Origin of the sequence: Streptomyces flavofungini (assembly GCF_030388665.1) — a bacterium.
GTDB classification, from domain to species: domain Bacteria; phylum Actinomycetota; class Actinomycetes; order Streptomycetales; family Streptomycetaceae; genus Streptomyces; species Streptomyces flavofungini_A.
This window is the reverse complement of record NZ_CP128846.1, coordinates 476,564-490,038: the sequence shown is the minus strand read 5'-3', so window position 1 is coordinate 490,038 and position 13,475 is coordinate 476,564. Positions and strand designations below refer to the sequence as shown.

General features: G+C 71.1%; 12 protein-coding genes and 2 pseudogenes. 10 read left to right on the top strand and 4 right to left on the bottom strand.

All coding sequences use genetic code 11. The features are described from left to right. Positions 1 to 147: 147 nt before the first annotated feature. Positions 148 to 519: an STAS domain-containing protein gene (locus QUY26_RS02130; protein WP_289943383.1), complete on the top strand. Its 372-nt coding sequence runs from the start codon at positions 148 to 150 to the stop codon at positions 517 to 519. Positions 520 to 584: 65 nt separating this feature from the next. Here QUY26_RS02130 and QUY26_RS02125 read toward each other — a convergent pair whose 3' ends face one another. Next, a complete protein-coding gene (locus tag QUY26_RS02125; RefSeq protein WP_289943382.1) occupies positions 585 to 971 on the bottom strand; it encodes a DUF5997 family protein in 387 nt (128 codons plus the stop codon). A 58-nt stretch (positions 972 to 1,029) separates the two neighbouring features. On the opposite strand from QUY26_RS02125, the gene QUY26_RS02120 reads away from it, so the two are divergent. Next, positions 1,030 to 1,884 (top strand): LysR substrate-binding domain-containing protein, encoded by an 855-nt coding sequence (locus tag QUY26_RS02120; protein ID WP_289943381.1) that lies wholly within the window; start codon positions 1,030 to 1,032, stop codon positions 1,882 to 1,884. 91 nt (positions 1,885 to 1,975) lie between these two features. Here QUY26_RS02120 and QUY26_RS41085 read toward each other — a convergent pair. Further along, a pseudogene (locus tag QUY26_RS41085) lies at positions 1,976 to 2,110 on the bottom strand (IS701 family transposase); the annotation flags it as partial. 193 nt (positions 2,111 to 2,303) lie between these two features. Between QUY26_RS41085 and QUY26_RS02115 the strand changes: the two are divergent. The 3 genes and pseudogenes from QUY26_RS02115 (at position 2,304) to QUY26_RS02105 (ending at position 4,878) form a co-directional block, all read left to right on the top strand. Next, positions 2,304 to 3,170 (top strand): GNAT family N-acetyltransferase, encoded by an 867-nt coding sequence (locus QUY26_RS02115; RefSeq protein ID WP_289943380.1) that lies wholly within the window; start codon positions 2,304 to 2,306, stop codon positions 3,168 to 3,170. Positions 3,171 to 3,201: 31 nt separating this feature from the next. Further along, positions 3,202 to 3,324, top strand: a pseudogene (locus QUY26_RS02110) (transposase); the annotation flags it as partial. Positions 3,325 to 3,468: 144 nt separating this feature from the next. Continuing rightward, positions 3,469 to 4,878 carry a M28 family metallopeptidase gene (locus tag QUY26_RS02105; protein ID WP_289943379.1) on the top strand — a complete coding sequence of 470 codons (1,410 nt, stop codon included), beginning with the start codon at positions 3,469 to 3,471 and terminating at the stop codon, positions 4,876 to 4,878. Here the strand turns inward: QUY26_RS02105 and QUY26_RS02100 are convergent. Then, on the bottom strand, positions 4,776 to 5,720 hold the full coding sequence (locus tag QUY26_RS02100; RefSeq protein WP_289943378.1) for a helix-turn-helix transcriptional regulator: 945 nt from the start codon (positions 5,718 to 5,720) through the stop codon (positions 4,776 to 4,778). The two genes, QUY26_RS02105 and QUY26_RS02100, sit on opposite strands and share 103 nt — an antisense overlap. 236 nt (positions 5,721 to 5,956) lie before the next feature. Here QUY26_RS02100 and QUY26_RS02095 point away from each other — a divergent pair, with 236 nt between their 5' ends. After that, on the top strand, positions 5,957 to 6,748 hold the full coding sequence (locus QUY26_RS02095; RefSeq protein WP_289943377.1) for an SDR family oxidoreductase: 792 nt from the start codon (positions 5,957 to 5,959) through the stop codon (positions 6,746 to 6,748). Positions 6,749 to 6,796: 48 nt separating this feature from the next. On the opposite strand, the gene QUY26_RS02090 is transcribed toward QUY26_RS02095, so the two are convergent. Continuing rightward, a complete protein-coding gene (locus QUY26_RS02090) occupies positions 6,797 to 8,053 on the bottom strand; it encodes an MFS transporter (RefSeq protein ID WP_289943376.1) in 1,257 nt (418 codons plus the stop codon). A gap of 453 nt (positions 8,054 to 8,506) precedes the next feature. Between QUY26_RS02090 and QUY26_RS02085 the strand changes: the two genes are divergently transcribed. The 4 genes from QUY26_RS02085 to QUY26_RS02070 all read left to right on the top strand — a co-directional run bounded on the left by QUY26_RS02085 (position 8,507) and on the right by QUY26_RS02070 (position 13,475). Beyond that, the gene (locus QUY26_RS02085; protein ID WP_289943375.1) at positions 8,507 to 9,838 is read left to right on the top strand and encodes a condensation domain-containing protein; all 1,332 of its coding nucleotides are present in this window, start codon (positions 8,507 to 8,509) and stop codon (positions 9,836 to 9,838) included. 260 nt (positions 9,839 to 10,098) lie between these two features. Next, positions 10,099 to 11,052, top strand: a complete 954-nt coding sequence (locus QUY26_RS02080) for a fatty acid desaturase family protein (RefSeq protein ID WP_289943374.1) — start codon at positions 10,099 to 10,101, stop codon at positions 11,050 to 11,052. A gap of 43 nt (positions 11,053 to 11,095) precedes the next feature. After that, positions 11,096 to 11,752, top strand: a complete 657-nt coding sequence (locus QUY26_RS02075) for a GNAT family N-acetyltransferase (RefSeq protein WP_289943373.1) — start codon at positions 11,096 to 11,098, stop codon at positions 11,750 to 11,752. Then, positions 11,724 to 13,475, top strand: coding sequence for an aspartate aminotransferase family protein (locus QUY26_RS02070; RefSeq protein ID WP_289943372.1), 1,752 nt, complete (start codon positions 11,724 to 11,726; stop codon positions 13,473 to 13,475). Before QUY26_RS02075 ends, QUY26_RS02070 begins: the two co-directional genes overlap by 29 nt.

Genomic DNA, 13,475 nt, shown 5'->3' with positions numbered 1-13,475 from the left:
GTTGCATTATTCTCCGCCCGTCGGGTATGCCAAGGGCAAGAACGTGCCACCCCTGTCCCCGGTGGCGACAGCTCATCGCTCAGACCCCGCCGGTGGATCGCACAGACCCACCCCGGAGCCGCGCTCACGGTGCCCTGAGGGGGAACGATGCTCGAGAACCACGCCGAGTTCGGCCTCCGGGCCGAGGTTCGGCAGGAGCGGCTGGTCGTCGCTTTCTGGGGCGAGCTGGACATCCTCGCGGACGAGGTTCTCGCCGCCCCGCTCACGCGACTGGCACGGGAGAGCCACCGTGACCTCGTCCTTGACCTGCGGGCGGTGTCGTTCCTCGACTGCGGGGGGCTGACGCTGCTGTGCCGCGCTCGGGACGGGGCGCAGCGGCGTCAGGCGGGGGTGACCCTGGTCGTGGACAGCGTGTTCTTCCGCAAGATCCTTCGGCTGGCCGGATTGGCGGACACGTTCGAGATCACCGGGGACCTGGAGAGCGCGCTCACCGCGGGGGCGGAAGGTTCACCCGTGTGACGCCGGGCCCGGTTCCCCGGCCCGGCGCCTGCCTCCCCGGTCTGGTCCTCGGCTGAGCCGGCCGCTCAGCCCTCGTCGCTCTCGCGCTGCTTGTCCTTCAGGCGCGCCGCTTCCTTGCGGACGTCGGCCTGCGTGGCACGCTCCCGGCGCAGCCACTCCGGGTTCTCCGTCTTCAGGGCGTCGATCTGCTCCGTGGTGAGCGCCTCGGTGACGCCGCCGCGGGCCAGGCCCGAGATGGAGACGCCGAGCTTCGCCGCGACCACCGGGCGCGGGTGCGGGCCGGTGCGGCGCAGGTCCTGCAGCCACTGGGGCGGGTCGGTCTGCAGTGCGTTGAGCTCGGCCCGCGAGATCACGCCCTCCTGGAACTCGGCGGGAGTGGCCTCGAGGTACACACCCAGCTTCTTCGCCGCGGTCGCGGGCTTCATCGTCTGGGTGGTCTGGTGCGACGTCATGGTCACCAGGGTATCGAGCGCCTGAGCGACCTCTGACCACGCCGGGTAACCTGGCGGGGTGACAGGCTCGGAAGCAACCCCTTCGTTCCGGCTCGCCTATGTCCCGGGGGTGACACCCACAAAGTGGGTGCGTGTCTGGAACGAGCGGCTGCCCGACGTCCCCTTGACCCTCGTACCCGTGGCTCCCGCCGACGCGGTCGCGGCTCTGCGTGACGGCACCGCCGACGCCGGCCTGGTGCGGCTGCCGGTCGACCGGACGGTCCTCAGCGCCATCCCGCTCTACACGGAGACGACCGTGGTCGTCGTCCCCAAGGACCACGTCGTGACGGCCGCCGACGAGGTCGGTGTCGAGGACCTCGCCGACGAGATCGTGCTGCACCCGCAGGACGACACCCTGGACTGGGAGAGCCTGCCCGGCCGCCCCGCTCTGGAGCGCCCCGCCACCACTGCCGACGCGATCGAACTGGTCGCCGCGGGCATCGGTGTGCTCGCCGTCCCGCAGTCGCTCGCCCGCCTGCACCACCGCAAGGACCTCACCTACCGGCCGGTCACCGACGCGCCCCAGTCCGGCGTCGTGCTTTCGTGGCCGGAGGATGCCACCACCGACCTGGTGGAGGAGTTCATCGGCATCATCCGCGGCCGGACCGTCAACAGCACCCGCGGCCGCGGCGCCCCGGCCGCGCGGGCGAAGGACCGGAGCGCGGAGAAGGACGGCGCGCGCCGCAAGAGTGGGACGGGGACCGGCAAGGCCGGGGGCAAGCAGGGCTCCGGTGCGTCGGCGTCGGGGAAGGGAGCCCGCAAGGCGTCGGCGGGCAAGCCCTCCGGGGGCAGGGCAGCGGCGGGCAGGAACCCGCGGCGCGGCACCGGCGGCTCTCCGGGCGCGAAGCGCGGTAAGCCCCGCCGCCGCTCCTGAGCAGTGCTTCGTCGGGTTCTGGTGCTGCTGGTCCTGCCGTGCTTTGAGTGCGCGGCAAGTCAAGTTGGATGCGCCGGCGTGTCTTCGCTCACCGCACCAGATCGGTGATCGGGGTGGTGGCAGGCAGGTTGCCCATCCAGTGGACGGCCGGAGTGCCGGCGTCATCGTCCTGTATGACCAGCAGGGTCCGCGGCGGCAGCACGCCGTCCCACCGGTTGCGTCCACCCGCCTGTGCCCGGCGGTATGGCGGGCAACCTCGGCCGCGCCGCCCGCACACGGTCCACTTCACGTGCGTCCACCCACCTCAACATGCTCCTGATCAGCCCCAACGAAGCACTACCAGGGCCTGTCCTGTCGATCTGGCCGGCTGAGTGAAAACCAGGTGTGGTCGGTCCCCGTGATGGTGTGGGATGCGGGACATGACGATCGTTCTGAACGAGCCCGGCGTCGACGGGCTGACCGGGGTCGTGGATGCCCTCCGCGTGTGGCAGGACGACCGCACGCCGCTGCAACTCCATCCGGGAGACCTCGGCTGGGCCTGGGCGCTGGGTGCGGAGAGGCTGGCCGCGGCCGTCCGTACCTGGAGCGTGGACGGACGGATCATTGCCGTCGGATACCTGGACGGTCCTGATGTGCTGCGGCTGACGACCGCGCCGGACCTGCGACAGGACGGTGATCTGGCGCGCCGGCTGCAGGCGGACCTCGATGATCCTGAGCGCGGGGTCCTGCCGCCCGGGAAGGTCGCTCTCGAAATCCCCGACGACGCCCTGCTCCGCGAGGTCCTCTTGGAGGCGGGCTGGAATCCGGACGAGCCGTGGACGCCGCTGCGCCATGACCTCTCCGGGCCGGTGAAGGACTCCGGTCTGCGGATCGAGGTGGCCGGCCCGGAGACGGCGGGGGTGCGGACCGCGGTGCATCGCTCGGCGTTCGGCAGCCCGAGGTTCACCGAGGAGGTCTGGCACGTCCTCGCGGCCGGGCCGGTCTATGCCGACGCCCGCTGCCTGATCGGCTACGACGACCAGGACAACGCGGTGGCCGCGGCGACGGTCTGGTCGGCCGGGCCCGGCAGGCCCGGCCTGCTGGAGCCGGTGGGCGTGCACGCCGACCATCGCGGCCACGGCCATGGGACGGCGATCAGCGTCGCCGCTGCGGCGGCGTTGCGTGAACTGGGTGCGTCAAGCGCACTCGTCAGCACCCCGAGCTCGAACGCTGCCGCCGTAGCCACGTACAGGGCGGCTGGATACGAGCCCGCGTCCGAACGGCTGGACGTCAGCCGAGCCGCCTGAGAAGGATCAGGGAGGGGCGATATCGGGCGGGTGGAAGGTACGCACGGGCGCACCGTGGCGGGATCTGCCGGAGCGGCAGGGGCCGTGGAAGACCTGCCAGGAGCGGCTCTTCCGGTGGGCGGCGGACGGGACCTGGGACCGGATCCTCACGCAGGCCGCCCCGGACCTGCACAGCCCAAGCCGCTCCGGCCACCGCCCCGCCCGTCCGCGCCGCCGTACTCGCCATAGTCGTCCCGGCCTGCCCCACCCGCCCCCACGCCCCCTTGCGGCGCTTTGTGGTGTCCATGACTATGGCCGCATGGCGGAGCAGACGGGCACGTCCCGGCGCAGCGTTCTCGCGGTGGCCGCGGCCGCCACCACGGCCGGATCCCTCGGTCTTCAGGCCGCTCCCGCGGCGGCGCGCGACGGCGACGGTCGGAGTCCTACCGCGCAGGAGCCGCCGCGTGCACTGCGGGCGCTGCTGCGGGAGATCGACCACCGGCGCATCGAGGCGACGGTGCGGCGGCTCGCCGCGTTCGGCACCCGGCACACGCTCTCTGCGCAGGACGACCCCCGGCGCGGCATCGGCGCGGCACGGGACTGGATCCTCGCCGAGATGCGGCGGCACGCGGGCGCGGCGGGCGGCCGGATGCGCGTGGAGCTCCAGTCGTACGTCCAGGAGCCGGGCCCGCGCGTCCCGGAGCCGACGCGGATCAGCAACGTCGTGGCCACGCTGCGCGGTTCGGCGTCCCCCGACCGGCTGTACGTCGTGTCCGGGCACTACGACTCACGGGCCAGCGACGTCATGGACTTCACCAGCGACGCGCCCGGCGCCGACGACGACGCCTCCGGGGTCGCGGTCGTCATGGAGCTGGCCCGGGTCATGGCGCGCCGCAGGCTCGCGGCGACCGTCGTGTTCGCGGCCGTCGCCGGCGAGGAGCAGGGCCTGCTCGGCGCGGCGCACATGGCGGAGCGGTACAAGCTCCAGAAGGCCGACCTCCAGGGGATGTTCACCAACGACATCGTCGGCAGCCCCACCGCCGACGACGGCACCCGCGACCCGCGCACGATCCGCCTCTTCGCCGAGGGCGTGCCCACGTCCGAGACCCCTGAGGAAGCCGCCGTGCGGCGCTCGGTGGGCGGCGAGAACGACTCACCCTCGCGCCAGCTCGCCCGCTTCGTGCGGGACGTCGCCGACAACGACGCGACCGGCATGAACGTCCGCGTCGTCTACCGCCGCGACCGCTATCTGCGCGGCGGCGACCACATCCCCTTCCTCGAACGCACCTACCCCGCCGCCCGGTTCACCGAGCCCGCCGAGGACTACGCCCACCAGCACCAGGACGTCCGCGTTCAGGACGGCAAGCAGTACGGGGACCTGCCGGAGTTCTGCGACTTCCCGTACATCGCGCGCGTGGCCCGCGTGAACGCCGCCACCCTGTGGAGCCTCGCCCAGGCTCCTGGCACCCCGCGCGGCGCGCGGATCCTCACCGCCGCGCTGACCAACGCCACCGAACTCGTGTGGGAGCGGGGCCCGGAGAAGGACCTGGCGGGGTACGAAGTCGTCTGGCGCGAGACCACCGCTTCCGACTGGACCCATGTGATCGACGTCGGAGACGCCACCCGTCACACCGTCGACCTGTCCAAGGACAACGTCTTCTTCGGCGTGCGCGCGGTCAGCCGGTCCGGCCTGCGCAGCCCCGTGGCGTTCCCCTCGCCGCAGCGCTGAACCGCCGCGCCCGCACAGAGCACGGCGAGCGCCGCGCGGGACGGCGTGCCCTCGTCGGCCGCGTACGTGACCAGGGCCTGGTCGGGCGCGTCCGGCAGGCGCAGCGTCTCGCGGCGCAGGAGCAGCTCACCGGCGACCGGGTGGCGCAGCCGCTCCACGCCGTGAGAGTGCTCGCGCACCAGCTGCTCGGACCACAGCGCGCTGAACTCGTCGCTGCGCACGGAGAGTTCGCCGAGCAGGTCGCAGAGGCGGTCGTCGCACGGGTAGCGGCCCAGGTCCATGCGGAGCGCGGCGACGGTGTCGCGGGCGGTCTCCTGCCACGCCTCGGCGTCCGGGTAGAGGCCGCGCACGCCCGCGTCGAGGAAGTGCAGCCACGCCACGTTGCGCCGCTCGGCGGGCAGCGCGTCGAAGTCGGTGAACAGCGCGCGGGCCGGGCCGTTGGAGCCGAGGATGTCCAGGCGGCGGCCGACGACGTACGCGGGCACGCCGTCAAGCGCGCCGAGCAGCACCTTGACGCCCGCCCTGACCGGCTGCGGGGCCGGCGGCGTGGAGGCGGGGTGGCGCAGGGCGCGGGTCAGGTGGCCCAGGTGCGCGCGCTCGGCGTCGTCGAGCCGCAGGGCCCGGGCGACGGCGTCCAGGACGGCGTCGGAGACGTTGTGGGTCCTGCCCTGTTCGAGTCGTACGTAGTAGTCGACGCTGACCCCGGCCAGCTCCGCCAGCTCCTCGCGGCGCAGGCCCGGCACGCGCCGCCGCCCGCCGAACGGGCGCGCCCCCGCGTCCTCCGGCCGCAGCCGGGCGCGGCGGGAGCGGAGGAAGGCGGCGAGTTCGGTGCGGAAGTCCATAAAGCGATTGTCCGGCACGGGGCCGTTCCGTCCGGAGCCAGGGTTCCCTGCCCTGAGGTGCCGGGCCGGGGCCGGTTCCGCCCCGCGAGGGACGTTCCGCGCGAAGGTGGTTCTGGCGGACCCAGGGTCGTGCCGGGCCCTGGGTAGGCGCGTGGACCTCCCGCAGAGTCGTTCCCGAGGCCGCAGGACGCGGCCACCGCGCAGACGCGGTCCCCTCGTACACCCGGGAGATCACCATGACCCCCACCACCGCCCAGGCCACGTCCCTCGCCCGCCCCCTCACCGGCCGCGTGGCCGTCGTGACCGGCGCCTCCAGCGGCATCGGCGAGGCCACCGCGCAGGTCCTCGCCGCCCAGGGCGCGCGGGTCGCCCTGCTCGCGCGGCGCGGCGAGCGGCTCGCCGCACACGTGGCACGGATCGAGGAGGCGGGCGGCAGCGCGCTCGCGCTCCCGACGGACGTGACCGACCCCGCGTCCCTGGCGGCGGCAGCCGCCGACGTCCGCTCCCGGCTCGGGCGCGTCGACCTGCTCGTCAACAACGCGGGCCTCGCCCTGCCCGACCAGCTCGACGGGTCCGGCGGCGGCAACTGGCAGCGCATGATCGACGTGAACGTCACCGGGGCTTTCGCCGTCGTCGAGGCGTTCGTCCCCGACCTGCTCGCGGCCGCGGCCGAACGCGGCCACGCGGACCTCGTCAACATCTCCTCCGCGGCCGCCCAGAGCGTCCTTCCGGGCTTCGCCGGATACGCCGCCACCAAGGCCGCGTTCAGCCACCTCTCGCGCAACCTGCGCGTCCGGCTGAACCCCGCCGACGTACGCGTCACGAACATCGAACCCGGCACCGTGGACACCGAGCTGCGCGACCACATCGACGACCCCGCGATCAGCGCCGCCGTCCAGGAGGCCGTCGGCTCCATCGAGGGCATCCCCTCCGGGACCGACGTCGCCGAGCTCATCGCCTTCGCCGTGGGCCGTCCTCGCCATGTGAACCTGCCGCACCTCTCGGTGCTGCCCACGCGGGAGGTCTAGGCGCGGGGGCATCGGCGCGCGGCGCCCTCGGCGTCCGGAGCGGACGTCTCAGTGTTCGGAGTAGACGTCCTTGTCCGCCGGGGCCGGCTGCGGCACGTGCGACCACGCCTTCGTCCGGCCCACGGACAGGAACTGTTCCTCCAGGAGCAGGGCCAGGGCCGCCACCGTCATCAGGCCGCCCACCAGGAACGTGCCGCGTACGCCGATGACCGGCAGGAGCAGACCGCCGGCCAGGGCGCCCGCGGCCACCCCGGTGTTGAACGCGGCGCCGTTCGCCGCGACGGCGGTCTCCGTGCGGCCGGGCGCGAAGTGCATGACCTGGCTCTGGGTGGCCATGAAGACCGGGCCGAGCGAGGCGCCCAGGAGCACCATCATGAGTACGGCGACGGGCTTCGAGTCGCCCGCCACGTACAGGCCGAGCAGCCCCGCGGCCTGCGTGCTCACGGGGAGGGTGAGCGTGGCGCGCGGGAAGCGGTCGAGGAGTCGGCCGTAGACCGCGACGGACACGATGCCGGTGACGCCGAGGACGAGCAGCAGGGTGCTGACCGTGGACTCGGTGAACCCGCTCTCGTCCACGAGGAACTTGGAGATGTACGTGTAGCCCGCGAAGACGCCCGTCACCGTCAGGCCGGTCACGGTCAGGACGACGGCGAAGCGGCGGGTGTCGGGGGCGACGCCGCGCACCGCGTGACTCTCCTCCGGGGGCGAGGACGGCAGCGCCGTCGCGATGAGGAGGAGCGGAGGGATGGCGAGCGCGCCGACCACGAGGAACGGCACCTGCCAACTGCTGTGCTGACCGAGCCAGGTGCCGCCGGGCACCCCGAGGACGAGAGCCGCCGAACCGCCCACGGACAGCGCGCCGATGACCCGGCCGCGCACGTGCGGCGGGAACAGCCCGACCGCGACCGGCCCCATCACCGCCCAGAACAGCGCCTGCGCCACCGCCGTCACCAACCGGCAGGCGAGCAGCACCCAGTACGAGGAGACCACCGCCGCCACCACGCTCGCGAGGAAGAGCGCGGCGAGCAGCAGGCACAGCACCAGACGCCGCGGCACGGACCGGGTGAGCTGGGCGATCGGCACCGAAACGACGGCGACGGTCAGGCCGTATCCCGACACCAGGAGTCCGACGGCGGCCAGGGAGACGTCCATGTCGTCCGACATCAGCTTCAGGACGCCGATCGGCAGGTTCTCGGTGGTGTTGAAGGCGAACGCGCCCAGCATGAGCGCGGCCACCACGGCCACGCCGCGTCGGTTCCCCGCCCAGCCGGCGCCGGGTGGGGTAGCTGTTCGGTCCGTCGCCATCCATCCTCCACGTTCACGGTGCGTGCACACGAGTTCGGAACTGCTGGTTCTTGCTTCAACGGGCAGTGGGCAAAGGGAGTTTCCGCGGTCGCCCCGGTGATCGTGAAGGCTGCCGCAGGCCAGCGTAAACCCTGGTCGTCAAGGTGTGGCTGGTATGCATCGAATTGGCCGAGTCCAATAGTCGTCGCTTTGCGTGATTGAGGCTTCGGTAACACACCCAGTGGCCATTGCATTCAGTGACATTGGCACATGCCTCCGATTGGGTATGGACGTTCGATCAAGTGACGGGTAGGCTACCGTTCGTTGTCCTGGGCCCCCACCAATCCCCCCACCGCTTCCCGGGCTTCGAAACTGTTCCCCACCAATGAGTACGCGCGACCGATACGTGGTGTCCGTGACGTCTGTGCGATGTGGCGTCGATTTAAGCAAGTGTCCTCTTGAGGAGGGTGAACGTTGCTTAATCGGGAGAGAACAGAACTACCACTGCTTGCTACGCAGTTGCGCACATGGATGGCTCAAGCGGAAGATCTCGCCAACCCTGTCTACTGTATTTGCGACTATCTCGACATTCGCGGGCGCATCGCCCCGGAACTGATGGTGCTGGCACATGAACAGGTGGAACGCGAGGCCGAGGCATTGCGCCTCGTCATTGTCCCCTCGGCTGAAGAGGGCGGCGGATACCGGCAATTCCTGAGAGCCGACCCCGCCCCGCTCGACTTCATCGACGTGAGCACCGGGTCCGACCCCGGGGCAGCGGCCAGGACATGGATGGAAAAGGACGCACAAGGGCCCGTCGACCCACAGATGTTGTGCCGCGCGGCACTCCTGAAAGTCGCCGAGGACCACTTCGTCCTGTACCGGCGCGTGCACCACGCGGTGGTCGACGGATACAGCCTCGCGCTCATCTTCAACCGCACGGCCGCCGTGTACACCGCCCTCGCGCGCCGACTCCCCGCGGGCGACGGAGCGTTCCCTTCGTTCACCCGCCTCACGGACACCGAGTCCGCCTACCGAGCGGGGAAGAGCTTCACGCGCGACCGCGCCCACTGGCTGGACAAGATGGCCGACCGCCCCGCACCGGTCAGCCTCTCCGGCCGCAGCGCCGGCCTCGCCATCGGCCGCCGCCGCACCAACGAACTCGCCCCGGACCGAGTCGGCCGCCTCGAAGCCGCGGCCGACAGGCTCGGCGTGACCTGGTCGGACCTCGCCGTCAGCACCATCGCCGCCTACGCGGGCCTTCGCACCGGCGCCGGTGAACTCCAGCTCGGACTGCCCACCGGCGGCCGCCTGAGCCCCCAGGTGCGCAACGTCCCCGGCATGACGATGAACATCCTGCCGCTGCGCATCGACGTCGACACGGCCCTGCCCGTCGGCGAGTTCGCACGGCACGTGTCGCGGGAAGTGCGCCAGGTCCTGCTGCACTCCCGCTACCCCACCGCCGAGATCTCCAGGGAAGTCGCCGAACGGGGCGACGGGGCACGGCTGTGGGGACCGATGGTGAACGTGATGAAATTCGACTACAAGCTGGATTTCGCCGGAGCCACCGCGTCGATGCGCACGATGTCGATTCCCCTCACCGTCGACATGACCGTGTACTTCTTCCAGACCACGGCCGACGGAACGACAGAAGTCATTCTCGACGTGCACCCCGAACTCTTCACCCCGCGGGAAACGGACGCGCACTTCGACGGAATCCTGGCCCTGCTCGACGCGATCGAGAAGGCCGACCCGCACACCCCCGTGCGCGACCTGAACACCGCACCGCTGCCCGAGGCAACCGGCTGACCGCCCCACCCTGAAAGCGAGCGGCACCCCCAGCGGTATCCACGGAGCGGCACACGGTCCGTCCTGATGCCGCCGCGATGCCGCGCCGTACTGCGCCCGGTCGCACGGGCGGACATCTGCGGGCAGCGCACATTCACGCCCCGATATCGAACTGGCCCCGTCCGGTCGCCGTACGACGGTCAGTCGCGCCGTCATGCCGTGAACCGCGCGCGGTGACGCACAGCCACCGGGAAAGCTACTGGGAAATCGAGGGAACAACGATGGATCTGACAGCGGGTGACGCCGTCGACCCGGCCATGCGGAATCCACAGGAGGCCACCGAACTCAGAGCGTCACTGAAACACCTGCGCACCGAGCCCAGGGGTTGGGTGTTCTCCCTCAAATTCGCCCTCTGTGTGGCCCTCACCGTGCTCGGCGTGGTGGTGGTGCTGCAACCGGTCCTCTGGTGCCGCGTCGTCGGCGTCGTCCTCATCGGCTGCATGCTCGCGCACGCCGCGGAACTCCAGCACGAGACGCTGCACAATCTCGCGTACCGCAGCCGCAGGGCGAACACGGTCACCGGCATCGTCCTCGGACTTCCGATGCTGATTTCCTTCGCCGCGTACAAGGCCGCGCACATGCGGCACCACCGCGATCTCGGCACACCGGAGAACCGTGAGTTCTTCGACTACGGAGACCAGTACGGCTCAAAAGAACGCGCGAGGTTCGGCACCTTCCTCGACTGGACTGTGCGCTTCACCATGGTCCATCACTACGCACTCTTCGTGGTGAACCTCGGGCGGTCGCTGCTCGGCCGGGAATTCAAGGGCGAGAGCGTTCGCGTATCGCGTCGGATACGCCGGGACCACTTCCTCGCAATCGGCGCGATCCTGGCCTTCTCCGGCCTTTCCCTGGCACTGGGTTCGGCGATTGTCCTGTGGGTATGGCTGATCCCGCTGGTACTCGTGGCAGGGCCCGTGCACGCCTTCATCGAACTGCCCGAGCATTTCGGCTGCGAGGTCCTGGACCGCGACCCCTTCGCCAACACCAGGACGATTCGCTCCAATCGCATCCTGACGTGGTTCACGAATGGCAACAACTACCACGTCGAGCACCATCTGATGCCGAATCTCCCGCTGGAGCGGCTGCCGGATCTGCACGGCGAGGTGAAGGACCGCATTCGCTACTTCAACCGCGGCTACATCGAGTACTTCGGAAAGCTGCTCCGTAAATGAGCCACCGGGTGACCCGCCGCAACGCGGGTGAGAGGAGATTCAGGTGGACGTGACCTTCAAACTGGCGCGCACCGAGGCCGACGTGGCCGACGTGCTGCGGCTCCGTGACGCCGTCTACGTCGCGGACCAGGGCCGCCTCGCCGACGCGGCCGACACCGCCGCGACCTTCGACCGGTTCGACGCCCACGCCGAATACATCCTCGGATACGTCGGCGGCCGGGCAGCGGGCACCGTCAAGGTCGTGCCGGACTCGGCGGCCGGACTTCCGTGCGACGACACCGTCGACATCTCGGCGCTGCGCGTCGGCAACAGGCTCGTGGAATTCGGGCACTTGATGACGCTGCCGTCGATGCGCCACCGCGAGATCGGCATGGCGCTGATGCGCGAAGCCGTGATCCACAGCGCCAGGAAACACGACATGACGCACATCCTCGGCGACTTCTTCGTGGACGACTCCGAAGGGCTGCGGGGCTTCTACAAGGAAATCGGCTTCTTCGCCCTGCATGAGCCCTATGAGGACACCCGGTTCAAAGGCGCTCCGCTCAGCCTCGTCGCCGCCCTCGACGTCACCGAGGCGGTCAGCAGGGCCCGCACGCCCGAAGGCCGCAAGAGCCGGCTGCTCCAGTACTTCTTCGGCGACTACGACACCTACGCGCGCAAGGAGGTGACGGATGCGGACACGGCGCCAGCGGCTGGCTGAGACCAAAGCGGCCCACAACCACCCGGCCTACGCGAAGATGGCGTTCGTCATGGGCTGCGGGGTCCAGGGAAAGGGGACGGGAAGCCGCGTTCTCGACGACGAGGGAACGCCCCACCTCGCCCTCTTCGACCAGTACGGGAACCAGTCCTTCGGCTACTCCCACCCGCGCATCGTCGCTGCCGTCCGCGACCAGCTCGACACCGGCATCCTGAACAGCACGAAGATCATGTTCGAGGAGGTGCAGATCCGGCTCTCCCAACGCCTCGCGGAGGCCACCGGACAGCTGCTGCCCTACTCGTACCTGGCCAACGGCGGCGGCGAGACCATCGACAACGCCCTCAAGCTGGCCCGCGCCGCGACCGGCCGCCCCGGCGTCATCAGCGCCCGCGGCTGCTTCCACGGCAAGACCTTCGCCACCCTCAGCGCCTCCGACCGCCCCGAGCACCGGGAGCTGCTCGGCCCGTTCATGCCGCACTTCCGGCAGGTCGGCTTCGGCGACCTGGACGATCTCGCCGCCGCACTCGACGACACCGTCGCCGCCGTGCTCCTGGAACCCGTCCAGGCGGAGGCCGGAGTGATCGTGCCGCCGCCCGGCTACCTCCAGGAGGTGCGCAGGCTCTGCACGGAGGCCGGTGCGCTGCTCGTCCTGGACGAGATGCAGACGGCGTTCGGCCGCTGCGGCACCTTCTTCGCGTACGAGCAGTTCGGCGTCGCCCCGGATCTGGTGTGCGTGGGCAAGGCCTTCGGCGGCGGCGTGCTGCCCCTGTCGGCCGTCCTCGGCACCAAGGAGGTGTGGGAGGTCCTGCGGGTGCTGCCCTCCACCTTCGGCTCCAGCCTGGGCGGCAACCCGCTGTCGTGCCGCGTCGGCCTGGAGTCCATCGCCATCGCCTCCGACGAGGCGTTCCTCACCGGTGTCAAGGAGCGGGCCCGCACCATCGACGAACGCCTCAGCGCCGCGGCCGAGCGCCATGGCGGCATCGTCGCCGGACACCGCGGCCTCGGCATGATGCACGGCCTGGAGTTCACCGACGGCGCGACGGCGGGGCTCGTCCTCGGCCGGCTCCTCGAAGAGGGCGTGACGTCCACGTACTCCCTCTACCACCCGAACGTCCTGCGGGTGCAGCCGCCGATGGTGATCTCCGAGGACGACCTCGACCACGGACTGTCCGTGCTCGAAGGGATCCTGGCGGAGGCCGACACCCACCGCGGCGCCACCGCGGGCGACGGTCCCCGGGCGGCCGAGCTGTCCCCGGTGACACGGACCGTACGGCTGCCGCACCCGCCCGAGCGCGTCCTCGCCCTGCTGCGGGCCCGCCCCCGCCTGCTCGACCCGTTCGCCGCCGACACCGGACAGCGCGCGGGCGAGGGCCCGGTGGCGGAGTTCGCCGGGCGGCTCGGGGGCGACGCCGTGGTCTGGACGGACCGCTGTCGGTTCCCCGCGGACGGCGTGCTGTTGAGCGCCGAGCCGGACTGGCTGTGGCGCACCCTCGAACGCCGGGCGACCGTCACGGACGACGACGGCGGCAGCCGCGTCGACGTCCACGTCGCCTGGGACACCGACAGCGGAGCGTACGAGGACATGCTCGGCGGCCGCATCGGCTTCCTCGCGGGCACCCGCCTCGACGAGCTGATCACCGCCCTGGCAGCGGAACTCGACACCCAGGCGCACGCACCCGGCGCGGCGCGACCGGACACCCCAGGAAGGAAGTCGGCCGACACGTGA

What these genes read in the sequence shown, in the direction of transcription:
- QUY26_RS02130 (WP_289943383.1), top strand. Translation starts at nt 148, where the DNA reads ATGCTCGAGAACCACGCCGAGTTCGGCCTCCGGGCCGAGGTTCGGCAG.
- QUY26_RS02125 (WP_289943382.1), bottom strand. Translation starts at nt 971, where the DNA reads ATGACGTCGCACCAGACCACCCAGACGATGAAGCCCGCGACCGCGGCG.
- QUY26_RS02115 (WP_289943380.1), top strand. Translation starts at nt 2,304, where the DNA reads ATGACGATCGTTCTGAACGAGCCCGGCGTCGACGGGCTGACCGGGGTC.
- QUY26_RS02105 (WP_289943379.1), top strand. Translation starts at nt 3,469, where the DNA reads ATGGCGGAGCAGACGGGCACGTCCCGGCGCAGCGTTCTCGCGGTGGCC.
- QUY26_RS02100 (WP_289943378.1), bottom strand. Translation starts at nt 5,720, where the DNA reads ATGGACTTCCGCACCGAACTCGCCGCCTTCCTCCGCTCCCGCCGCGCC.
- QUY26_RS02095 (WP_289943377.1), top strand. Translation starts at nt 5,957, where the DNA reads ATGACCCCCACCACCGCCCAGGCCACGTCCCTCGCCCGCCCCCTCACC.
- QUY26_RS02090 (WP_289943376.1), bottom strand. Translation starts at nt 8,053, where the DNA reads ATGGCGACGGACCGAACAGCTACCCCACCCGGCGCCGGCTGGGCGGGG.
- QUY26_RS02080 (WP_289943374.1), top strand. Translation starts at nt 10,099, where the DNA reads ATGGATCTGACAGCGGGTGACGCCGTCGACCCGGCCATGCGGAATCCA.
- QUY26_RS02070 (WP_289943372.1), top strand. Translation starts at nt 11,724, where the DNA reads ATGCGGACACGGCGCCAGCGGCTGGCTGAGACCAAAGCGGCCCACAAC.